Origin of the sequence: Adlercreutzia sp. ZJ242, from assembly GCF_011038995.1 — a bacterium.
Lineage (GTDB): Bacteria > Actinomycetota > Coriobacteriia > Coriobacteriales > Eggerthellaceae > CAAEEV01.
This window is the reverse complement of record NZ_JAAKEE010000015.1, coordinates 1-21,343: the sequence shown is the minus strand read 5'-3', so window position 1 is coordinate 21,343 and position 21,343 is coordinate 1. Positions and strand designations below refer to the sequence as shown.

Below are 21,343 nucleotides of genomic sequence, written 5' to 3'. Positions count from 1 at the left end.
GCGCTACCTCCCCAGGCCCTTGAACGCGCGGCCGCTTCCCTCGTCCTCGGCCACGCCCATGGTGTCGTCGAACAGGAAGCGCAGCTTCATCCACGCGCCCACGGTCGCCCAGTTGACGCGCCACGCGTAGAGCAGCTCGAGGAAGTGCACCACCTGCACGGAGCTCTGCGCCATGTTCAGCTGGAAGGTGCAGCTCATGCATGCCGTGACGATGGCGTCGGCGCCCACTGCGAGCGCCTCCTCGCCGTTTCGGCGCGCGCACTTGTCGGCCGCCTCGAGCTTGCCCGCCGCGCGCGGGAGCGAGCCGCAGCACAGCGAGCGGGAGCGCGCGTGCTCGGGCTCGGCGTAGAGCCCCTCGGGCAGAAGCGCGCGGAGGCCGTCCGCGAACTCGCCGGTGGCGCGGTCGGGGCACGAGTCGTGCGTGCACAGAAGCACGGGCGCGGAGGCGTCGCCCTTCACCTGCTCGGCCACGGTGTCGCGGTCGATGCGGTAGCCCAGGTCGGCCAGCACCTGCGGCAGGGCCACGATCTCAATCCCCTCCACGCGCGCGTCGCCCTCAAGCGCCTGGCGCAGCGCGGTCACGCAGTTCGGGCACGCCGCCACGATGCGCGTGATGCCGCTTCCCGCGAGGTGGTCGCGCAGCTGGGCCTCGAAGCCCGCGCGCACCTCGCCGCCGTCGGGCTCATACGACAGGATCTTGCCGCAGCACAGAAGCGAGATGCCGTCGACCGCGCCGCCTGCCTTGAGCGTGTCGTACACCGCCGCCACGAGCGGCATCGCGTAGTTGATGAACGAGCAGCCCGGGAAGAAGAGCGTCTCGCACGCGGGCAGCGCCTCGCCCTCCGCGCGACGCGCCAGGCGCGCCTCGCCCGTCTGGTAGTCGAACGTGACCGCGTTGCCCGTCAACGCGTCCGCAAACGTGTAGTCCTCCATGAAGCCTCCCCTTCGTTGCCTTCCCGGGAAGCGCGCCGCGACGCCAGCCGCCGCCTGTCCGGCGGCCGCCGCGCGCCTCTCGGGAACGCAACAGGTGGGGCCCGGCAGAAAACCTGCCGAACCCCACCAGCTTAGATCGTTAAGACCTGCGAGTCTTCCCTAGCTGAAGCTTAGAAGATGTTCTCGCCGTAGGTCCACTTGTGCACGAACTCGGCGTCGGGCTTCGCCACGCGCTCGTAGTAGCGGATCTCGCCCGGGATGGGGGCGCGATCGTCGGTGTTGACCACGAGGAAGCGCAGCAGGCAGCCGCCGATGAGCACGAGGATGGGGGCGACGAGCTGGGACGCGGCACCCGAGCCGCCCACGTACAGGGCGAACGGGATGACCAGGCCCACGAGCACCATGCCGATCCAGAACAGCGGCGCGTAGGAGCCGCACACCCAGCGCTTCGCGGCCTTCTTGGCGGTGACGTTGCCAGCGCCCAGGAAGGAGAGCACCATGGTCATCAGGATGATGAACTCGGTGATGACCAGGATGATGTCGACCACGTGCAGGATCTCGAGCACGACCTCGGACACGATGAGCGTGCCGAGCGTCACCTCAGCCGGCCAGCCGCCGATGGACAGCACGACAGCCGCGCAGCCCGTCGAGATGGCGGACACGGTGAACAGCACCGGCAGGGCCGGGGTCGCCCAGAACGCATGCGCCTTCAGGGTGGAGAGCATGATGCCGGTGTACATCATGATGCACAGGCCGAAGAAGCCCGCCACGCCCAGGAAGAAGCCGGCAGCCGGCTTGAGCAGGTCGGACAGGCCCGCGAAGATCGGCCAGGCATCGCCCAGGTAGGCCAGGAAGAACAGCAGCGCGAACACCGCGGCGATGACCAGGAAGGTCGCGCCCCACTTGATGATGGAGGTCGCCGTGGTCCACACGCGCCAGAACACGCCGGGCTGGCCCAGGTCGATGACGAGGAACACGCAGCCGATGGCGATGCACACGAGCGAGACGAGCACGGGCATCGCGAAGACCTCGGCAAAGCCCGGCACTACGAAGGTGTTGAAGACGGCGGACAGGAACAGAATGCCGCCAGCCAGACCGCCCAGGAAAAGGTACAGGGCGATAGGCGGTTCCCAGTAATGATGCTTCATTATGCCTTGCCTCCCAACTCAGGAATGTAGTAGATCTGAGGCTCGGTGCCGAACTCCTCGAAGAGGCGCTCGGTCTTCACAGAGCCGATGAGCTTCGAGACCTCGCTCTCGGGGTCGTCCAGATCGCCGAACACGCGCGCCTTCTGATGGCAGGTGAGCACGCAGTACGGCTGGGCGTCCGGGTCGAGCTGGCGCTTGTCGCGGCAGAAGGTGCACTTGCGCACGAAGCGGTGCAGGCGGGACTCGAGGTGGGACGCGTCGCGCATGCCGTAGGGGCAGGCGTTCACGCACACCTTGCAGGACAGGCACTTCTTGGGGTCGACCCACACGGTGCCGTCCGGGTCCTGCTGGCTCGCGCCCGACGGGCAGCAGGGAACGCACTCGGGGTTCTCGCAGTGCATGCACAGGAGCGGCGTCCAGCTCTTGTGGACGTGCGGCCACGTGCCCTGCGCGCCCTCGGTGACGACCGGGTTGTAGATGATGTCGAGCGGCAGCTTATTCCAAGTACGGCAGGCAACCGTGCAGGAATGGCAGCCGATGCAACGGCGCTGGTCGATGACCATTACGTAACGTGTCATGTTCAGCTCCTCCTATTCTGCCATCTCTTGGTATTCCATGGTGTAGCGCTTGCCAGTCGCCATGTCGATCAGGCAGTTCGCCGTGGGATCGTACGCCCAGCCATAGTAGGCGTCGTAGTAGACGTTGGTCGCGGGATCCACGAGCCAGCCGGAGTTGCTGTCGTAGATCAGCTCGTCGCGGCCGGGAAGCGTGGCGTAGCCCTCTTCCTTCCACACCAGCTGCTCGGGAACTGCGTACGGGGCCTCGGTGCCGGGGTAGAGGCGGTAGGCGCCCATGTACTTGATCTCCTCGCGGTCCATGGTGTAGCGCTTGCCCGTCTCGTCGTCCACGAGGCACTCCTCGCCGGCGTCGTAGCGCCAGCCGGTGTACGCGTCGTAGTACGCCTTGTTGCGCGGGTTGATGAGCCAGCCGGAGGCGTCGAGCTTGTAGTTCGTGCCCTTCTGGTACAGGGTGTTGTTCTGCCACACCCAGTCGTAGCCCTCGGGAACCTCGCCGCCCTCGTACTGGGGCATCTCGAACGGGATGTCCTCGCGAGCCAGCGGGCGGGAGCTCGGCATCTCGTGGATGCCCGGCTCGGCGACGCTGCCCGGGATGGAGAACTGGGCGTCCTCGGGCTTGTACTCATGGTCGAGCTCGGTGCACTTGTACACCTTGCACAGCAGGCCGCGGTTGGCCCACGAGCCGCCCATCGGGTCGCAGTGCTCCTCGTCGACCGAGGTCAGCACGTTGACGTTGGACTCGAGGCAGCCGAACGGGTTGTCGAGGTCGGCCGAGCCGTCGCGCTCGGGGAACCACCAGCCGCGCGGCGCGAACACCACGCGCGGATCCACCTCGGGCTCCACGTTCGCGCGCATCTTGATGCGGCCGCGGCGCGTCTCGATCCAGCACCAGTCGCCGTACTCGATGTCGAGCTTCTCGGCGAGCTCGGGGTTGATCGAGAAGTACGGGTCGGGATACAGGTAGCGGATGCCCTGCATCTGGAAGTGCTCGGAGTGGTGGTACGGCATGAAGCCGCCGCCGGTGGTGAGCACGATCGGGTACTCGTCGAGCAGCTCGGGCGTGTCGATCGGGTTCTCGATGGTGCCGATGTAGGTGGGCATGCCCGGGAAGCCGAGCTGGCGCATGATGGTGGAGTTCAGCTCAACCTTGCCGGACGGCGTCCAGAAGCCGCCGTTCTTCTCGAACTTGCTCTGGTGCAGCGGCGGGTAGTACATGCGCACGTTGTCCACGAACTCGTTGTAGTCGGAGACCGGCAGGCCGATGCCCTTGAGCACCTCGTAGTAGGCCTCCTCCTCGGTCTCCCACGGCCAGTTCGCCGGATCCTGGCCGCAGGCCAGGCCGAGCTTGCGCCAGAACACCATGTCGGTGTGGCGGTCGAACTTCGGCTGGATGGCGCGGCGGCCGCCCATGAGGGAGTCGGTGGCGCCGTAGTGGGTGACGATGGTCGGACGCTCGAGCGCGCCGGCGGCCGGGAAGACGTAGTCGGCGAACAGCGCCGTCGGGGTCATCCAGTAGTCGACGACCACGAGGAACTCGCAGGCCTTGAGGGCGGCCAGCGTCATCTTCGCGTCGCCGTAGGAGTTCACCGGGTTGGTGGCGTTGCAGATGAGGGCGCGCACCTGGTACGGGTCGCCCGTGAGGATGGCCTTGAACACGCTCGGGCCGTGGGCCTCGCAGAACCACTCGGTGGGCAGCGTCTTGCCCCACGTGCGGCGCGCGGTGTCGGAGATGATCTGGTAGCCGGGCCAGGAGGTCAGCTTGTAGCGGCTGATCTGCTTTGCCTTCTGCTCCTCGGGCAGGCACTCGTTGAGCTCGAGCTCCTCGTCGGTGAGGAAGTTCAGGGCCGGGCCGGGCATGCCGTCGCCGCCGGGGACGTCGAGGTTGCCGGTGACGGCGCGCAGGAGCGCGATCGCATGGGAGCCGGTGGTCGACGCGCGGCCGATCTGGTCCCACGTGCAGCCCCACTGGATGCAGCCGGGCTTGTTGGTGGCGTACATCATGGCAGCCTGGCGGATCTGCTCGGGCTCGAGCCACGTGATGGGCGCAGCCCACTCGGGCGAGTACTGCGCCAGGTGGTCCATGAGGTCATCGAAGCCGTCGCACCACTTGCCGATGAAGTCGTAGTCGGCCATGCCGCCGTACACGATGGTGTGAAGCATGGCGAGCGCCAGCGCGGCGTCGGAGCCGGGGCGCAGCGGCAGCCAGAGGTCGGCCTTCGAGGCCGTCTCGGAGTAGCGCGGGTCGACCATGATGATCTTCAGGCCCGCCTTCTGCAGGTCGGTGTAGCCGTGCATGCCGCCCAGGGTGGAAGCGCCCGGGTTCATGCCCCACAGGATCAGCGACTTCGCGCCGCCCAGGTCGGTCTCGAACGGCGACCAGCCGGCCACGCAGGTCTCAGCCATGAACGTGGGGATCCAGCACAGAAGCGCGTTGTGGAAGCCGTTCGGCGTGCCGAACTGGTTCAGGAAGCGGCGGCGCGCCCAGTCGTCGGTACGCGTGGTGCCGCCGGCGGAGGCCACGGCCTCGGCGCCGCTCTCGGCCTTGATCTGGTTGAGTCGGTCGGCGACCTCCTGGATGGCCTGATCGTAGTCGATCTGCTCCCACTTGCCCTCGCCCTTCTCGCCGACGCGCTTGAGCGCGTGGTTGATGCGAGCCGGGTGGTTCACATGCAGAAGCGCGCTGGTGCCGCGGCAGCACAGGCCGCCCTGGCTCGAGTAATTAGGATCGCCCTCGATCTTAATTACGTCGCCGTCCTTGACGTAGGCAAGAACGCCGCAGTTGGCATGGCAGAAGTAGCAGAGTGACTTGATCATCTCAACGCCGTCGGCGTGGATGTCAACCTCAGTCGACTCGGTGTCAGGACACAGGATGTCCTTGAGGCCCGTCGACGTCTTGGAAATTTCCATCTACCTTCCCCTCTTCTTCTCGTCTCTTACTTGCATCACCAATGAATGAGCGCACCGCGAGCGCGAGCGCGCCCTCATGTCCGCAAATTGCCGCAACAGTGTAGCCGAGAGGAGGGGCCGAGGCATCGAACCCGCAGGATGGAAAAGGCCGGACGGCCTACACCCCGAGGTACGAGCCGCGACATCCGCCGCTGGGGCGCTGAGCGCGGCGATCAGGCTTATCCCCTGCTCAGACGCTCTCTCCCAACGTCACGGCACAAGACGCACCTAACCAAGTACGGGATTATACCGATTGCGTTCAGTAGTTGCCACCACCCTTTATTCTTTTCCGACAAGTGGAGCTCAGGCGGCTATAATCGAGGCGGGCGAGCGCCATCGGCCCGCCCGTGCACCAACTGCCCCACCCCGAGGAGGAAGCGCATGCCCCAGCACACCTTCACCTTCATGGGCACCGCCGCCGGCTGCGGCGTGCCCTCGTTCTTCTGCGACTGCCCCGCCTGCGAGGAGGCGCGCGCGAACCCCGCGCTGCGTCGCGGCGACTGCGGCGTCATGGTACGCGGGCAGGCCGACGAGGCGGGGCGCGTCCCCACGCTCGTGATCGACACGCCGCCCGACGCGCGTCACCAGCTTCTGCGCGAGGACGTGCGCCGCGTCGACGAGATCCTGTTCACGCACGCGCACTTCGACCACATCGGCGGCCTCGGCGAGTACGAGTACCTCGTGCAGCTCATCCAGAAGCGCACGATGCCCGTCTTCGGCTCCGCGACGGCGCTCTCGGGGATCGCGGGCGAGTTCCACTACATGACCTACTGCATGGACCTGCACGCGATGGAGCCCTTCGACGTCCACGAGTTCGACGGGGTGCGCTACACCGCCTGTCCCGTGACGCACGCGCCGGGGACCTACGGCTACCTCATCGAGACGCCGGGCGACGAGGCCGCGGGCACTCCCGGCACGCGGGTGTTCTACGCGTCCGACACCGCGCGCCTGCCCGAGAAGACGGCCGAGCGCGTGCGCGGCTGCGACGTGCTCGCGATGGACGCCACGTTCTGGAAGCGCAACTGGAGCCCCGACGACCACCATTCCGTCCAGGAGTGCATCGAGGAGGGGCTTGCTCTCGGCGCGAAGAAGATCTACCTCACGCATATGTGCATGCACTACGACGAGCCCGTCACCTACGCCGAGCTGACGAGGTGGCTCGGGCAGTACGAGGGCCGCGTGGAAGCGGCCCTCGACGGAATGTCGTTCGCGATCTGACGGCGGCTACCTCAGCTGCAGCAGCTTGTCGCGCAGCTCGGCCTCCATCTTGCGCATCTCGCCTTCCGCCTCGGCGCGCTTGGCGCGGCCCTCCTCCTGGATGCGCATGACCTCGTCGAACGTCTCGATGAGGCGCTCGTTGGTGACGCGCAGCGTCTCGATGTCCACGATGCCGCGCTCGCTCGCCTGCGCGACCTCCACCGTGGAGGTCTTGAGCTTCTCGGCGTTCTTCCGCAGAAGCTCGTTGGTCATGTCGGTCACCGCCTCGTGCGCGCGCAGGGCCGCCTCGTTGTTGGCGAGGCCGAGCGCGAGCACCATCTGCCCCTTCCACAGAGGGATCGCGTTCACGAGCGTCGTCTGGATCTTCTCGATCATGAGCATCTCGTTGTTCTGCACCAGGCGGATCTGCGGGGCGGTCTGCAGGGCGATGGTGCGCGTGAGGTCGAGGTCGGAGAGCTTCTTCTCGAAGCGGTTGCACGACGCCTCGAGCTTCTGCGCCGCCTCGGCGTCCTCGGTGCGGCCGGTCTGGCGCGCACGCGCCGCCAGCTCGGCGAGCTGCCCGGCGCGCACCTCCTCCAGGCGGCGGCGCCCCGCGATCAGGTACATGGTGAGCTCCTTGAAGTACGTCAGGTTCAGCTCGTAGAGCTTGTCGAGGGTGGCGGCGTCCTTCATGAGCGTCATCTGGTGGCCTTCGAGCGCGTGCGTGATCTTGTCGATGTTCGCCTCGGTCTTGTCATAGCGCGCCTTCATGGCGGCGAGCTTGTTCGTCTGGCGCTTGAAGAGGCCGAACAGCCCCTTCTCCTCCTCGACGTCGAAGCCCTTGAGCTCGGTGACCACGCCCGTGATGAGGTCCCCCACCTCGCCGAGGTCCTGCGTGCGCACCTTCTCGAGCGCCATCTCGGAGAAGTCCGCCATCTTCTTCTGCGCGCCGGCGCCGTACTGGAGCACCTGCTGGGAGTTGGCGACGTCGATCTGGCGGGAGAACGCCTCCACCTGCGCGCGCTCCTCGTCGGTGAGCACGTCGTCGAGCGCGGGGGCGGCGGGGGCGGAGGCGCTGACGAGGGTGGCCTCGAGCACCTGCGCGGGCTCTTGGTCGGCGAGCGGCTCGAGCGTGAGCTTCGGGGAGGGGACGCCGTCGAAGGCGAGGTCGTCGGACATGGGTGGTTTCCTTTCTCTCGGGCGGATGGCCCGGGCGCGCGATGCGGCCCGGCGCCTGCGGCAAGCTGGGCGGGCGGCGCAGGGTGAGCCTCGCCGCCCGCCCGCCTCACTTCTTGAAGGGGCCCTCGGTCAGGCCCTCCTGCGCGAGCACGGCGTGCAGCACGCTGACGTCGGAGGACACGTCGAGGGTGAGGTCTTGGAACGTCTCGTCGAGGAGCTTCTCGAAGGCGCCGTGCAGAGCGCCGAGGGCGCGCTCGATCTCCTGGCGCGAGCTGGCGACGTTGCCGAGCTGGGAGGGCTGGTCCTCGAGGTTGTCGTAGGCCTCCAGGAGCTTCACCGTGGTGGGCAGGTAGTAGCTGTTCAGGCGCTCGAGGCCGCCCATCACCGACGGCTCGTCCGCCACGCGCGCCAAGATGCGCTCGACCACCTCGGCGAGGCCGGCGATCTTCGCGCTCACCTCGGCGTCATCGATGCGCGCGTCGAGCTCGCGCATCTGGCTCAGGAAGCCGCCTCCCTGGCTGATGAACGCCCGCGCCTCGGCCGGCAGCTCGCCCCTCGCGCGCGCGGCCTCGGCCTCGAGGCGCGAGCGCTCACGCGCCGCGCGCTCCTCGGCGAGCTGCTGGGCGCGGGTGCGCTGCACCTGGCGGTAGAGGCGGTAGGCGTCGTCGGTCACCATGAGGCAGGTGCCCTCGTCGTCGAGGTGCCCCTGGGGAAGCAGGCCGCGCTTCAGCATGCGGCGCGCCGTGGCGAGCGCGCGTGCGTCGCTCACGCCGAGCTGCCGGGCGATCTCGGAGACGTCGCACACCTCACGCGAGCCGAAGACGCGCTGAAACGACTTCGCGCGGCTCGCGAGGCGCAGTCGCCCCACGCCTGCGGCGAGCAGCCAGCCGGAGAGCGCGGCGAAGACGGCGGCGAAGGCCGCGACGGCCACGCCGGCGCCTGCCAGCGGCGCCACCAGCGCGATGACGGCCGACGCGAGGAACGAGAAGGCGAGCGTGCCGCCGACGGCGGCCATGACGGCGCCCGACGCCGTGAGCCCCGCGGTGGAGCGGAAGCGCGCCTTCGCGAGGGCGGACTCCACGCGCTCCTTCCGAGCGGGCGCGACGTCCGGCGGCACGGGCCACGCGTTCTTCCGCGCGGCCTCCCGGTACGCCTGCTGGCAGGCGTCAGCCGCCTGCCCCATGGCGCTGCCGGCCTTGCCGAGCCCCGCCACGGCGAGCTTGGCCACCTGGGAGACCGACTCCTCGATGGTGCGACACATCTGGGCGAATTCCTCGGGCGACATGCCGTCGGTCGGCGCGCCGGCGCGGCCGGCTCCGGCGGCGCCGGGCTTGCGGCCGCCCGCAGGCTGCTGCCGCTGGCCGCCGGCGTTCGGGGTGCGGCCTTCGTAGGGGTTCTGCGGACTCATCAACTGCCTCTCACGCGAGCGCGCGCAAGCGTCGCCCGCATCAATCGTTTGACCTGCTTGTGATTCTACCACGACAAGCGGGGAGGGGCCGCGCGCGCAGCCCCTCCCCAAACACCTCATATCAAGGGGGCGGCGAAGGCAAGCCCGCCCCGCCGTCCCCGCACGCGCCCTGACGCTAGCCGCGCACCTCGGCTCCGGTCGCCTTGCACACCTTGGTCACGAGGCGGTTGTGCGCCTTCTCCACCTCCTCGCTCGTGAGCGTGCGGTCCGCGGCGCGGTAGGTGAGCGCGTAGGCCATCGACTTCCTGCCCGCGCCGACGCGCTCCTCGTCGCGGTACACGTCGAACAGCTGCACGCTCTCGAGCAGCTTGCCGCCCGCCGACGTCATGCACTGGAGCATCTTCTCGTGCGCGACGTCCTCGGCCACCACGAACGCCTGGTCAACCGACACGGCCGGGAACGTGGGCACGTCCACGTAGGGGCGCGCGTCGCACGACGCCTTCATGAGCGCGCCCATGTCGAGCTCGAAGGCGACCACGGGCGCCGCAGCGTCGAACGCGTCGACCGCGAGCGGGTGCAGCTCGCCCACCCAGCCGATCACCGTGCCGCCGGAGAGCATCTCGGCGGCGCGGCCGGGCTGCAGGTGCGGCGCGTCCTCGGACGAGAGCGCGCGGAAGCGCACCTTGGGCAGCGCCAGCTCGCGCGCGAGGCTCTCGAGCACGCCCTTGCCGTCGAAGAAGTCGAACGGCACCGCGGCGGCGTTCCAGCCCGCCTCGCGCATGGCGCCGGCCATCACCGCCGCCACCTTCTTGCGCTCCTTGGGCTTCTTGCGGCCCTCGGCGGTGGAGAACACCGTGCCGATCTCGTAGAGCTGCACGTTGTGCACGCCGCGGCTCTGGTTGTAGGCCACGCTGCGCAGAAGGCCGGGGATGACGGACTGGCGCATCACCGACTGGTCGGCGTTGAGCGGGTTGAGGAGCTCCACGGGCGCGCCGAGGCCCTCGGGGCTCATGCGCAGACGAGCGATGTCGCCCGGCTCGGCGAACGAGTAGGTCATCGTCTCGTTCAGGCCGCACGCGCGCAGGGTGTCGTTGATGACGTCGCGCTTGCGCTGCTCGTCGGTGCGCACGCCCACGCGGTCGGGGCTCGCGGGCAGCGTCGGCGCGATGCGGTCCATGCCCCACAGGCGCAGCACCTCCTCGTACAGGTCGATCTCGCGCTCGAGGTCGGGGCGGAACGTGGGGGCGACGACCGCGAGCACGTCGGCGTCGGCGGTGTCGGCCACCTCGCAGCCCAAACGCGCGAGGACGTCGACCACGAAGTCGCGCGGGATGTCGGCGCCCATCATGCCGCAGAAGCGCGGGATGCGGAAGGAGAGGCGCGCCGGCTCGGACGGCGCGGGCCACACGTCCACGCAGCCGAGGTCGTTGCCGGACGCGGCGCACACCGTGCCGCCCGACACCGCGGCGATGAGCGCGGCGGCGGCGGCCGAGCGCTCCACCATGCCCTGGTCGTCCACGCCGCGCTCGTAGCGCAGGGAGCTCTCGGAGATGAGCCCCAGGTTGCGGCTCGTGCGGCTCGTGCGGCCGGCCTCGAAGGTGGCGGCCTCCAGGAAGATGTCGCACGTCTCGTCGGTCACCTCGGTGTCAAGCCCGCCCATGACGCCTGCGAGCGCCACCGCGCCGCGCTCGGGCGTGGCGATGACGGTCATGTCCGGGGTGAGCACGCGCTCCTCCCCGTCGAGCGTCGTGAGGCGCTCGCCTTCCCGCGCCGCGCGCACCACCACGTGGGCGCGCCCGTCGGCGCCCATGAGCTTGCCCAGGTCGAACGCGTGCAGCGGCTGGCCGAGCAGGAACAGGACGTAGTTCGTGACGTCCACGATGTTGTTGATGGAGCGCTGGCCGATGGCGGCGAGGCGCTCGACCATCCAGTCGGGCGAGGGGCCCACCTTGCAGCCGCGGATGACGCGCGCGGTGTAGCGCGGGCAGCGCACGGCGTCCTCGACGGTCACGCTCACGGCCTCGTCGACGGGCGCGGCGTCCGCGTCGAGCGCGAGCTCGGCCGCCATGGAGGCGAGCGGGTCGCGCCAGTCCTGCTGGTACATGGCGCCCACCTCGCGCGCGAAGCCCACGATGGACAGGCAGTCCGGGCGGTTCGGCGTGATCTCGAGGTCGAGCACGGTGTCGGTCATCTTCAGGTAGTCGGCGATGGGCTCGCCCACGGGCGCGTCCTCGGGCAGGACCCAGATGCCGGAGTGGTCGGAGCCGAAGCCGAGCTCGCGCTGCGAGCAGCACATGCCGCAGCTCGCCACGCCGCGCAGCTTCGACTTCTTGATCTTGAGGTCGCCGGGCAAAACCGCGCCGACGGTGGCCACCGGCAGCTTGATGCCGGCGGCGATGTTCGGCGCGCCGCACACGATCTGCACGGGCTCGCCCGCGCCCACGTCCACCGTGACCACGTGCATGTGGTCGCTGTCGGGATGCGCCTCGCACGTGAGCACGTGCCCCACGACGATGCCGTCGAGCGCCGCGCCCGTCTTCTCCACGCCCTCGACGCCCGTGCCCGTGAGGTCGAGCTTGTCGCAGAACGCCTTTATGTCAGTCGGCACGTCCACATACTCGGACAGCCACTTCAAAGATACCTTCATGTGTCTTCTTCCTTCTTCTCCAACCCGCATGCCGAAGCATGCGGGCAAAGGGGACTTGCATCCAGAGAACTCCTGCATGGGAGAGTCGCAGCCAGCCGAGGGCTGGAGCGGTGCTCACCAAGCGAGTTCCGCACGAGCCGAAATGCCCGGCGGGTATTTCGAGCGAGCAGGACTGTCTGAGCGACTGAGCTCCGCTCCAGCCCTCGGCGCCCACGGCGCCTCCGGGCGGCTGAGCTCTGCTCCAGCCCTCGGCGCTTCCGGGCGGCTTAGAACTGACGCAGGAAGCGCATGTCGCCTTCGAGGAGCATGCGCAGGTCGGGGACGTTGTACTTCAGGCAGGCGATGCGCTCCACCCCCATGCCGAAGGCGAACCCCGAGTACGCCTCGGGGTCGATGCCGCTCATCTCGAGCACGTTCGGGTCCACCATGCCGCAGCCGAGGATCTCGAGCCAGCCGGTGCCCTTGCACATGCGGCAGCCCTCGCCGTGGCAGATGCCGCAGCTCACGTCCACCTCGGCCGAGGGCTCGGTGAACGGGAAGTAGTGGGCGCGGAAGCGCGTCTTGCGGTCGGGGCCGAACACCTGCTTGCACACGTAGTCGAGCGTGCCCTTGAGGTCGCCGAAGGTGATGCCCTTGTCCACCACCAAGCCCTCGATCTGGTGGAACTGCGGCAGGTGCGAGGGGTCGGCCACGTCGCGGCGGTACACCTTGCCCGGCGCGACGATGTAGATGGGCAGCTCCTGGTCCTCCATGACGTGCACCTGCACGCCCGAGGTCTGCGTGCGCAGAAGGACGTCCGACTCGCCGCGCACCCGGGAGGTGTCGCCGGAGAGGTCGTGCACGTAGAACGTGTCCTGCATGGAGCGGCTGGGATGGTCGGCCGGGGCGTTGAGCGCCGTGAAGTTGTAGTAGTCGGTCTCCACCTCGGGGCCCTTCGCCACCGAGTAGCCCAGCCCGAGGAAGATCTCGGAGAGCTCGTCGATGATGCCGTTGATGAGGTGGCGCGTGCCCATCTGCTGGGCGCGGCCCGGCAGCGTCACGTCGACGGCCGCCGCGTCGATGGCCGCCTCGAGCTCGGCGGCGTCGAGCGCGGCCTTGCGGGCGCCGAGCGCCTCCTCGACGGCCACGCGCGCCTCGTTCACGGCCTTGCCGACCGCCGCGCGCTCCTCCTTGGGCACGCTGCCCATCGAGCGCAGGTACCCGGTGAGCGTGCCCGACTTCCCGAGCACGGCCACGCGCACGGCCTCGAGCGCCGCCGACGTCTCCGCCGCGGCGATGCTGGCAAGCGTGGAGGCGCGCAGCGCGCTCAATTCGTCTGTGATCGCCATAGTTGCTTTCTGCCTTTCTTCTTCCGACAAAAAAAGAGCCCTCTCGCGTCCCTGGTTCCCGAAACGCGTGATTTCGAGTCCAAGGACGAGAGAAGGCTCTCGCGGTACCACCTCGGTTGGCGCGCATCTCCGCGCTCCCCCGCCTCTGCCTGCGCCGCCGCGACGCTCATGGCGTCTGCGCGGCTGCCGCTGGCAAGGGGCGAAGGCGCCGCATGCCGCGCCCGCTCATTGCGCCCTGTGACGGGAGCACCCGTCATGCCCTACTCGACATCTCGCGCCGCACCTGCGGGCCACTCCCGCCCTGCGACCTGCGGTGGCCCCACCGGGGGAACCGCGGGCGCCGCGTCTGCTTTCAGGCATGCTGCTCGGAAGGGAATTGGCGTGCGCGATGGGCCCGGACCCTCTCAGCCGGTGAGGTCCGTCTCTGGGGGCGTCGCCTGCGCGCCACTGTCTTCGTCAACGCATGTAACAGCGCAGTATAGCACTCTTTCCCGCGCGCAGGGCGCCAAAGCTACAGGAAGCGGTACTTCATTTCAAGCATGCTACGTCCATGACTACGCACACGCCTTATCCTTCCTCGGCCTACCTGCCTTCGGCTTCTCGGCTATGCGCGCCTTGATGCTGTCAAGCGTCACGTACACGTCACGGCCTACGCGGAAGCTCGTCAGGAGCCCCTCCTTCGTCATTCGGGAGACCCGCGACGGTGTCACCCCGAGAAGCGTCGCGGCCTCCTTGGCGCTCACCTTCTCAATGGCATCGAGGCTCACGTCAACTGCCACGAGAAGCATGCGCCCCCCTCTTCGAGGGTCGGCGCCAAGCGTAGGGGAAGGTATAGCCTCACCGTTCATCAGGCGATATTCAAGCTCGGTCTTGAGCCAGTCTGCCGCCATGTCCGAAGCCTCCGCCAAGCTCTTCCCTTGCGTCGCGCCGTCGAAGTCAAGGGGAACGGCGACGAACCACCCCTCGCTCTCTACCAGCTCGAACTCAAACACATATCGCACAACGCACCTCCTCGACGTCAGCCTGCCGGGTTGGCGCTTTGCTCCATCCCGCACACGGCATCTGACCTCAACCCGGCCTGCCCCTCGCGCTATTTGAGGCCGGCTTGCTTCCTTATCTCGCCCGCTGTAACTTCCCTGAGCTCGCGATGATATGGAACCACCGTCCTATAGCCAGGCTTGACGAACACCTCGTGATTCCTTCCGCCCCTGCTTACAAACCCCGCCTCGGTCAGCTCCCTCACGAGGTCCCGCCTCTTGACCATGGTCGCCTCTCAAAATTATACAGTTAAGTTGATAATTTTGAAGCAGCCGCAGGAAAATGACGCAAGGAGCATGGCCAACCCTTCTCTGCGGCGAAAACGCGCTTCGCAAAAGGCTGTCCCCCTATGCGCGAGGTTAGGACCGATCGTCCAACCGCAATAACATTATAACAAACATTTGTTTGGCATACAAGTGTTTTATTTTAAGACATAAGACGCCTGCCAACTCACCGGGGGAGGAAACGACTCGACCTCATTGCCCTCTGCCAGCTGGCGTCGCGCAACGATTGGTTTTGTGCATTACTGCCCTTTCAAAAGCAGCAGGGCGGCGAAATTCGTCACCCCGCCCCCATCGAGTCCCGCACCGAAAAACGCGGCCGCCCTGGCCGCAGCCGCCTCGCAGAATTCCATACGTGCTATACTCAGGGAGATTTTTGCACGAAAGGGAACTACAGGCAGAAGAACCATGTCAACCGGCGATTATTCCCAACAAGGCGCATACGGGGACCGCATGCGCCCCCGCTACGGCGCTTCGGGCCCCACCAGCGACCAGACGTCCCGAAACCGCCCCCTTACGCACGAACCGAGCATGCGCGACCGTCATACGAGCCGCAACGGCATGCCCCCGACTCCGCGCGGCAGCTCCTCGCGGATCCTGCTCTCCGCACGCGACGACGACCCGCGCGCAACCCCCGCCGCCGAGGCGCCTGCAAGCTCTCACGGCCCGCATGGCGCGCAGCGCCATCAGGAAGGCCAGCCTCGCAGGCCCCGCCAGGCTCGACGCGAGAGCGAGGCGGGACGCGAGCGGGGACGCCGTCCCGCACGCGAGGCCGCAGAGCCGCAGGGCGACCGCCCACGCAGGCCGCGACCTGGCCAAGCACGCTCCCAACGCGAGAGGGACGAGCGGAGGAGCTCCGCTCGTCCCGGCTCATCTCGTCCCGGCCCGTCTCGCCGCGACTCGTCCCGTCCCGGCCCAGCACGCTCCAGCTCGCCGCGCCGCGACCCTTCGCAGCGCGGCGAGCGCAGGACGCGCGAGGGCCGCAGCACGCAGGATGCGCGCAATGAGCGCAGGCCTCGTCCTACGCGCCCGTCCTCGTCATCCTCGCAGCAGCGCGGCGCGCGCGACACCTTCGTGCCGCAGCCCTCGACCATCGGCTACAAGTCGCTGTACGGCACCGTCCCCCAGCGGGGCATCGCTGCCATGGCCTCGTGGAGCTCGCCGCTCCCCAAGATCATCGCACTCGTCCTCATAGCGGCGCTGCTGCTCTTCGCCCTCTCGCGCATCGCCGGATGCGTGTCGGGGGCCATATCCGGGATAGCAGGGCCCGCCCAGGTCAGCACCGAGACGGTCTTCGAGGCGACCGACTTCAACCTCACCCCCGCCTCCTTCGACCTCATGCCCGAGATGTCGACCTCGGACGGCATCGTCTCCTTCTCGCTTTCCGACCTGTCCGCGCCCGAGGTTCCCGCATTCGACGAACTCCGCATCGTCAGCCGGATCATCGGCATCGAGAACGACCGCGAGGCGCGCGCCGGCTTCGTCTTCGTCGACACCGAGACGGGACGCGGCATCGCCTACAACGCCGAAGACAAGATCTACGGCGCCAGCACGTTCAAGGCGCCCTACGCCACCTACGTGTGCGAGACGCACGTGGAGGACGGCGACGTCACGCTCTCGACCCCCTGCCGGCTGTCTACCTCGGTCGACCGCGGCAGCTACTACAAGGCCGGGAGATCCTATGCCGTCCAAGACCTCATCGACGCCGCCGTCACCTGGTCGGACAACAACGCCTTCGGCGGCTTGCGAACCAACTTCGACATGCGCGGGTTCGACGACTGGGCCGGCTCGCTCGGCGCGAACGACGTGAAGTACGATGACTCGAGCTGGTTCCCCACCTACTGCCCGCGCACCTCGGCCAAGCTGTGGTCCGAGGTCAACAACTACGTGAGCTCGGGCACCGAGACGGCCGCCTGGCTCGGCGAGCTGCTCGGCGACACCGAGGTGTCGTTCATCCGCAACGGCATCACCGGGGAGACGAAGGAGACGACCGCCAGCGGCCTGGTCGAAGTCGAAGGCGACGGGGAAGAGTCGGGCGAGAGCAGCTCGGATGCCGAAGGCGCCTCTTCGCAAGCAGGCGTCGAGGGCGACATCACCTTCATGAACAAGGCCGGATGGTCACCTGACGAGGACCCTGCGTACCGAAGCGTGAGCGATGCCGGCCTCGTCACCCTCGACGGCCGCACGTACCTGCTGTGCATCATGACCGACATGCGCGACAGCGAAGCCAGCCGCAGGTACTTCGAGGACCTCGCGCGCACCATCTTCGACGCACGCGAAGCCCTCGACTACCAGTGGGTCGAGCAGGCGCAAGAGGCCTAGGCGAGAGCACGCCCCTACAGCAGCAGCCCGAGCGCCACGGCGGCTGCCACGAGCGCGGCGCTCGCCGCCATCGCGGCCACGTCGAACGCCGCGAACGGGTAGTCCTTGTAGCCGCTCTCGCGCGTGCGCAGGTTGAACCCGCGCACCTCCGCCGCGATGGCCGCCGAGTTCGTCTTGCGCACCGAGCTCACCAGAAGCGGCACGCACAGCGGCACCATCAGGCGGATCCGCTTCGCGAGCGAGCCGTCGAACTCCACGCCGCGCGCCGTCTGCGCCTCCATGATGCCCGCCATGTCGTTCATGAACACGGGGATGAAGCGCACCGTGGAGGTGAAGGCGAAGGCGTACTTGTAGGGCACGTGCAGCACCTTCACGATGGCGTTGGCCATGTCGGTGAGCTTGGTGACGTAGAACACCAGGAAGAGCGGCACCGCGCAGGCCACGAGCCGCACCACGATGAGCACGGCCGCCGCTATGCTCCCCGTGCCGACGTACCCCCACGGCAGCGCCACGAGCACGTCGCCTGCGGGCGTGAACAGAAGCGCGATGAGCGCGAGCAGCAGCGAGAAGGCGCACACCGCCTTCGCCAGGCCGATCGTCTGCGCCACCATGTCGCACCGCACGGCCAAAACGGCGTCCACCACGAGCACGAGCGCCAGAAGCGCGGGGCTCGACGTGGCGAAGCAGGCGATCACCAGCAGAAACGCCGACGCCAGCTTGGCGACGGGGTTCATGCGGTGCAAGAAGCTGTCGCCGGGTACGTACTCCAGAAAGCCGCCGCTCATCGCGCGCCCTCCCCTCTCGCCGCGCCCGCGCCCGCGGCGTCCGCGAGCGCGCGCTCCATCTCGTCAAGCGTGTTCGCCGCCGCCACCGGCGTGCCCGCGCAGACCCCAAGCTCCTCGCCCAGGCGCATCGACACCCCCACCACCTGGGGCGGGAGCAGGTGCGCGCGCTCGAGCACCGCGCGGTCCCTCAGCACCTCGAAGGTGGGGCCGTCGGCCACCACCTGGCCGGCCGTCATGGCGATCACGCGGCGCGCGTAGTCGCCCACCACCTCCATGTCGTGGCAGACCATGATGACGGTGGTGCCGCGCGCGTTCATGGCGGCGATCGCGTCCATCACCTTGCCGCACTCGCGGAAGTCGAGGCCCGTGGTGGGCTCGTCGAGCACGACCACGGGCGGCTCCAGCACGATGATGGAGGCCAGCGCCAGAAGCTGGCGCGTGCCGCGGTTCAGCAGGAACGGCTCGGCGTCAGGGTCGAAGCCGAAGCGCTCGACCATCGCGTCGACGCGCGCCTCCGCCTCAGCATCCGCGCGCCCGAGCACCTTGAAGCCGAACAGGAGCTCCTCGCGCACCGTCTCGCAGCAGATCTGGCGGTCGGGGTTCTGGAACAGGAAGCCCACCTTCGCCGCCAGCTCGCTGGTCTTGAGGTCGCGCGTGGACGCCCCGTCGATGAGCACCTCGCCCGACGTGGGCTTCAGAAGCCCGTTCACCAGGCGCATCGTGGTCGACTTGCCGGCGCCGTTGGTGCCGACGAACGCCACGAAGTCACCGTCGGGCACCGCGAAGCTCACGTCGCGCAGAACCGGCAGCTCCTCGGCGTAGCTGGCCGACACGTTCTTGAACTCGATCATGCGAGCACCTCCTTGCAGGCGGCGACCGCCTCGTCGACGTTGCGCGCGGCCGGGCCCGCGAACAGGCCGCGGCGGCGCAGGCGGTTCACCAGGCTCGTGGCGCGGGGGCAGTTCACGCCGATCTCGAGCAGCTCGTCGGAGTGCGCGAGCACCTCGGCGGGCGCGCCCCTGAACACGACGGCGCCGCCGTCCACGATGAGCAGCTCGTCGGCGTACTCGGAGAGCAGGGCGATCTTCTGCTCCACCACGATGACGGTGGTCCCGTGCTCGCGCGCGTAGCGGCGCAGAAGCTCGAACACGCCCACCGACGAGGCGGGGTCGAGCTCGGCCGTCGGCTCGTCGAGCACGAGCACGCGCGGCTCGAGCGCGATCACCGACGCCACCGCCACCTTCTGCTTCTGCCCGCCCGAGAGCCCCGCGATGCTGCGGTGGCGCAGGTCGGCGATGCCCATGGCGTCGAGCGCCTCGGTCACGCGGCGGCCGATCTCGTCCTTCGGCACGCCGAAGTTCTCCAGCCCGTAGAGGATCTCGTCCTCCACCACCGACGACACCATCTGCGACTCGATGTCCTGGCACACGCTGCCCACGAGCCGGCTCACGTCGGTGAGCGAGGCGGTGCAGGTGTCGAGCCCGTCGATGACCACGCTGCCGTAGAAGTCGCCGGGGTAGCAGTGCGGGATGATGCCGTTGAACGCGTAGGTGAGCGTCGACTTGCCGCTGCCCGCCGCGCCCGTGATCCCCACGAACGTGCCGTCGGGGATGGTGAGGCTGACGTCGCGCACCACCGGCGCGCTCCCCTCCCGGTAGCGGAAGGTGAGGTTTGAGATTTCGATCATGTTTCTCCTTACGGGAAGAGGGAACTCACATGCCCGGGAAAGCCGGCGCGCGGGGCCCGGATGAGCCCCGCACGTCATCGGGCGGCCCGGACCTGCGCCAGCAGGTCCGAAGCCCCCCTTAGCGCTTCAGCACCGCGCGCAGGATCGGGGTGAGGATGACGGCCACCACGGCGTTCATGACGGCGGTGCCGAGCACCATGACCGCGTACACGCCGAACACGGCGATCGGGTCGAGGTGCGCCACGGCCACGCCGACGATCAGGGCGAACGTGTAGCCGGACACCACCGTGGAGACGAAGGTGATGACGGCGGGGAACACCGCGTTCTGGCACGCCTTGTTGTCGGCGGCCACCTTGGCAAGCACGCTCACCAGGATGCCGCACACGAGCGCGCCGAGCACCTCGGAGGCGATGTTCACCAGGGGCGTGGCGTTGAGCATGGGGATCTGGCTGACCAGGCCCACCAAAAGGCCGATGATCACCGACTGGTACACCTTCGGGCGCACGAGTATGATGGCCAGGCAGTACATGGCGATCATGAAGTTGGGCTTCATGCCGCCGAACGACAGGAAGCTCGACACCGTGAGCTTGAGCACGGCGCCTGCCGCGATGAGCACCGCCACCAGGATGAGGTCCTGGACCGCAAGCCCGCTCTTCTCCTGCTGGGCCACCACGCGCTTCTGAGCCGTTGCGTTCACATCCGTCATTTCGATCATTCCTTTCTCGGCGGCCTCCACGCCGCCCGTCCTCGTCCGTCCCCGGACTCTTGCGTGCCGTCTACCTCTTGCCGAAGCGGGACGGGGCGAGGAACCCCGGGCGCCACCAACAAAAAAAGAGGCCTGTCCTTCGGGAAGTGCTTCCCTTAAAGGACAGACCTCTCAAAAGATCTGCGGTGCCACCTTTAATTGGCTCGCTTGCGCGAACCCCCTCGCGAACATGCCAACACATGTCCTGCCACTAACGCGGGCTCACGGTCCAGATACTCAGCCAGCCGCCGCGGCATGCGCCGCGCCAAGCCAACCTTTCCCCTTTCCCTCGGCGATCCATTTACCATCCAGCATTTCTGCGGGAATCTCAGCTGCACCCGCTCTCTGTGAGCGCTTGTGATGGCTTGACCTTCGCCTCAACGGTTTAAGGTATTCAATTGCGCTGCATACTTTAGCACAACGCAGCGGGCGCGCAAGGAGAATTTTCGCGAACGGAGCGCGGCGCCGCAAGCGGAGGGCGCCGGCCGCGTCGGCCGCGCGAGGCCGCCTCACGCGCGTGCGCCCAGCATCTCGCGCGCGTGGGCGAGCGACGCCGCGGTGGCGTCACCCGAGAGCATGCGCGCCACCTCGGCCACGCGCCCCTCCCCCTCGACCGCGCGCAGCGTGGTCTCGGGGACGTCGCCGGGGCTCTTCTCGACCACGTAGTGCACGTCGGCGGCCACGGCCACCTGCGCGAGGTGCGTGACCACGAGCACCTGGTGCGTGCGCGCGAGGTCGGCGAGCACCTGGGCGAGCGCCGTGGCGGTGGCGCCGCCCACGCCGGCGTCCACCTCGTCGAACACGAGCGTGGAGGTGCCGTCGCGCTCGCCCATCACCACGTGGATCGCCAGCATCACGCGGCTCATCTCGCCGCCCGAGGCGATGCGCGCGAGCGGGCGCGCCTGCATGCCCGCGCCCGGGCGGAAGAAGAGCTCGACCGCCGAGGGGCCCGCCGCCGTCCAACTCTCGCGCTCCAGGAGCCCCACCTCGCACGTCAGCTCGGCCGACCCCATCTCCAGACGGCCCATGACGTCGCTCACCGCGCGCGCGAAGGGCGCGGCGGCCGCGGCGCGCGCCTCGTGGAGGGCCGCGGCGGCCTGCGCGAGGGCGGCCTCGGCGGC

The 21,343-nt window shown here is 68.4% G+C and carries 16 protein-coding genes and 1 pseudogene; 2 read left to right on the top strand and 15 right to left on the bottom strand.

Features of this window, described 5'->3' with window-relative positions; translation table 11 throughout:
- Positions 1-3: 3 nt before the first annotated feature.
- The 4 genes from G7Y49_RS05320 to G7Y49_RS05305 form a co-directional block, all read right to left on the bottom strand.
- Entirely contained in the window at positions 4-933 is a 930-nt protein-coding gene (locus G7Y49_RS05320; protein ID WP_165171808.1) for a heterodisulfide reductase-related iron-sulfur binding cluster, read from the bottom strand.
- A 170-nt stretch (positions 934-1,103) separates the two neighbouring features.
- Positions 1,104-2,081, bottom strand: a complete 978-nt coding sequence (nrfD, locus tag G7Y49_RS05315; protein WP_165171807.1) for an NrfD/PsrC family molybdoenzyme membrane anchor subunit — start codon at positions 2,079-2,081, stop codon at positions 1,104-1,106.
- Positions 2,081-2,659, bottom strand: coding sequence for a 4Fe-4S dicluster domain-containing protein (locus tag G7Y49_RS05310; RefSeq protein WP_165054430.1), 579 nt, complete (start codon positions 2,657-2,659; stop codon positions 2,081-2,083). Before G7Y49_RS05310 ends, nrfD begins: the two co-directional genes overlap by 1 nt.
- Positions 2,660-2,671: 12 nt before the next feature.
- On the bottom strand, positions 2,672-5,566 hold the full coding sequence (locus tag G7Y49_RS05305; RefSeq protein ID WP_165171806.1) for a molybdopterin-dependent oxidoreductase: 2,895 nt from the start codon (positions 5,564-5,566) through the stop codon (positions 2,672-2,674).
- A 420-nt stretch (positions 5,567-5,986) separates the two neighbouring features.
- Here G7Y49_RS05305 and G7Y49_RS05300 point away from each other — a divergent pair, with 420 nt between their 5' ends.
- The gene (locus tag G7Y49_RS05300; protein ID WP_165171805.1) at positions 5,987-6,823 is read left to right on the top strand and encodes an MBL fold metallo-hydrolase; all 837 of its coding nucleotides are present in this window, start codon (positions 5,987-5,989) and stop codon (positions 6,821-6,823) included.
- 6 nt (positions 6,824-6,829) lie between these two features.
- Here G7Y49_RS05300 and G7Y49_RS05295 read toward each other — a convergent pair whose 3' ends face one another.
- From G7Y49_RS05295 to G7Y49_RS05265, 6 genes are all read right to left on the bottom strand, one after another.
- On the bottom strand, positions 6,830-7,981 hold the full coding sequence (locus G7Y49_RS05295) for a toxic anion resistance protein (RefSeq protein WP_165171804.1): 1,152 nt from the start codon (positions 7,979-7,981) through the stop codon (positions 6,830-6,832).
- A 106-nt stretch (positions 7,982-8,087) separates the two neighbouring features.
- Complete coding sequence (locus G7Y49_RS05290; protein ID WP_165171802.1) at positions 8,088-9,389, bottom strand: 5-bromo-4-chloroindolyl phosphate hydrolysis family protein; 1,302 nt, start codon at positions 9,387-9,389, stop codon at positions 8,088-8,090.
- A 175-nt stretch (positions 9,390-9,564) separates the two neighbouring features.
- Positions 9,565-12,036 (bottom strand): phenylalanine--tRNA ligase subunit beta, encoded by a 2,472-nt coding sequence (gene pheT, locus G7Y49_RS05285; RefSeq protein WP_165171800.1) that lies wholly within the window; start codon positions 12,034-12,036, stop codon positions 9,565-9,567.
- Between the two features lie 266 nt (positions 12,037-12,302).
- Entirely contained in the window at positions 12,303-13,364 is a 1,062-nt protein-coding gene (gene pheS / locus G7Y49_RS05275) for a phenylalanine--tRNA ligase subunit alpha (RefSeq protein ID WP_165171798.1), read from the bottom strand.
- A gap of 554 nt (positions 13,365-13,918) precedes the next feature.
- Positions 13,919-14,356: a type II toxin-antitoxin system HicB family antitoxin gene (locus G7Y49_RS05270; RefSeq protein ID WP_165171796.1), complete on the bottom strand. Its 438-nt coding sequence runs from the start codon at positions 14,354-14,356 to the stop codon at positions 13,919-13,921.
- A gap of 98 nt (positions 14,357-14,454) precedes the next feature.
- Positions 14,455-14,628: a type II toxin-antitoxin system HicA family toxin gene (locus G7Y49_RS05265; protein ID WP_165171794.1), complete on the bottom strand. Its 174-nt coding sequence runs from the start codon at positions 14,626-14,628 to the stop codon at positions 14,455-14,457.
- Between the two features lie 1,129 nt (positions 14,629-15,757).
- On the opposite strand from G7Y49_RS05265, the gene G7Y49_RS05260 reads away from it, so the two are divergent.
- Positions 15,758-17,005 carry a serine hydrolase gene (locus G7Y49_RS05260; protein WP_165171792.1) on the top strand — a complete coding sequence of 416 codons (1,248 nt, stop codon included), beginning with the start codon at positions 15,758-15,760 and terminating at the stop codon, positions 17,003-17,005.
- Positions 17,006-17,019: 14 nt separating this feature from the next.
- On the opposite strand, the gene G7Y49_RS05255 is transcribed toward G7Y49_RS05260, so the two are convergent.
- From G7Y49_RS05255 to G7Y49_RS05235, 5 genes and pseudogenes are all read right to left on the bottom strand, one after another.
- Complete coding sequence (locus G7Y49_RS05255) at positions 17,020-17,790, bottom strand: energy-coupling factor transporter transmembrane protein EcfT (protein ID WP_241157271.1); 771 nt, start codon at positions 17,788-17,790, stop codon at positions 17,020-17,022.
- Complete coding sequence (locus G7Y49_RS05250; protein WP_165171790.1) at positions 17,787-18,641, bottom strand: energy-coupling factor ABC transporter ATP-binding protein; 855 nt, start codon at positions 18,639-18,641, stop codon at positions 17,787-17,789. Before G7Y49_RS05250 ends, G7Y49_RS05255 begins: the two co-directional genes overlap by 4 nt.
- A complete protein-coding gene (locus G7Y49_RS05245) occupies positions 18,638-19,477 on the bottom strand; it encodes an energy-coupling factor ABC transporter ATP-binding protein (protein WP_165171788.1) in 840 nt (279 codons plus the stop codon). Before G7Y49_RS05245 ends, G7Y49_RS05250 begins: the two co-directional genes overlap by 4 nt.
- A 118-nt stretch (positions 19,478-19,595) precedes the next feature.
- A complete protein-coding gene (locus G7Y49_RS05240) occupies positions 19,596-20,183 on the bottom strand; it encodes a tryptophan transporter (protein ID WP_241157270.1) in 588 nt (195 codons plus the stop codon).
- A gap of 548 nt (positions 20,184-20,731) precedes the next feature.
- Positions 20,732-21,343, bottom strand: a pseudogene (locus tag G7Y49_RS05235) (DNA repair protein RecN); the annotation flags it as partial.

Bases quoted from the DNA above. Each gene is read 5' to 3' on its own strand.
- G7Y49_RS05320 (WP_165171808.1), bottom strand. From the start codon at position 933: ATGGAGGACTACACGTTTGCGGACGCGTTGACGGGCAACGCGGTCACG.
- G7Y49_RS05295 (WP_165171804.1), bottom strand. From the start codon at position 7,981: ATGTCCGACGACCTCGCCTTCGACGGCGTCCCCTCCCCGAAGCTCACG.
- G7Y49_RS05265 (WP_165171794.1), bottom strand. From the start codon at position 14,628: ATGGTCAAGAGGCGGGACCTCGTGAGGGAGCTGACCGAGGCGGGGTTT.
- G7Y49_RS05250 (WP_165171790.1), bottom strand. From the start codon at position 18,641: ATGATCGAGTTCAAGAACGTGTCGGCCAGCTACGCCGAGGAGCTGCCG.
- G7Y49_RS05290 (WP_165171802.1), bottom strand. From the start codon at position 9,389: ATGAGTCCGCAGAACCCCTACGAAGGCCGCACCCCGAACGCCGGCGGC.
- G7Y49_RS05305 (WP_165171806.1), bottom strand. From the start codon at position 5,566: ATGGAAATTTCCAAGACGTCGACGGGCCTCAAGGACATCCTGTGTCCT.
- pheT (WP_165171800.1), bottom strand. From the start codon at position 12,036: ATGAAGGTATCTTTGAAGTGGCTGTCCGAGTATGTGGACGTGCCGACT.
- pheS (WP_165171798.1), bottom strand. From the start codon at position 13,364: ATGGCGATCACAGACGAATTGAGCGCGCTGCGCGCCTCCACGCTTGCC.
- G7Y49_RS05310 (WP_165054430.1), bottom strand. From the start codon at position 2,659: ATGACACGTTACGTAATGGTCATCGACCAGCGCCGTTGCATCGGCTGC.
- G7Y49_RS05245 (WP_165171788.1), bottom strand. From the start codon at position 19,477: ATGATCGAAATCTCAAACCTCACCTTCCGCTACCGGGAGGGGAGCGCG.
- nrfD (WP_165171807.1), bottom strand. From the start codon at position 2,081: ATGAAGCATCATTACTGGGAACCGCCTATCGCCCTGTACCTTTTCCTG.
- G7Y49_RS05240 (WP_241157270.1), bottom strand. From the start codon at position 20,183: ATGACGGATGTGAACGCAACGGCTCAGAAGCGCGTGGTGGCCCAGCAG.
- G7Y49_RS05255 (WP_241157271.1), bottom strand. From the start codon at position 17,790: ATGAGCGGCGGCTTTCTGGAGTACGTACCCGGCGACAGCTTCTTGCAC.
- G7Y49_RS05300 (WP_165171805.1), top strand. From the start codon at position 5,987: ATGCCCCAGCACACCTTCACCTTCATGGGCACCGCCGCCGGCTGCGGC.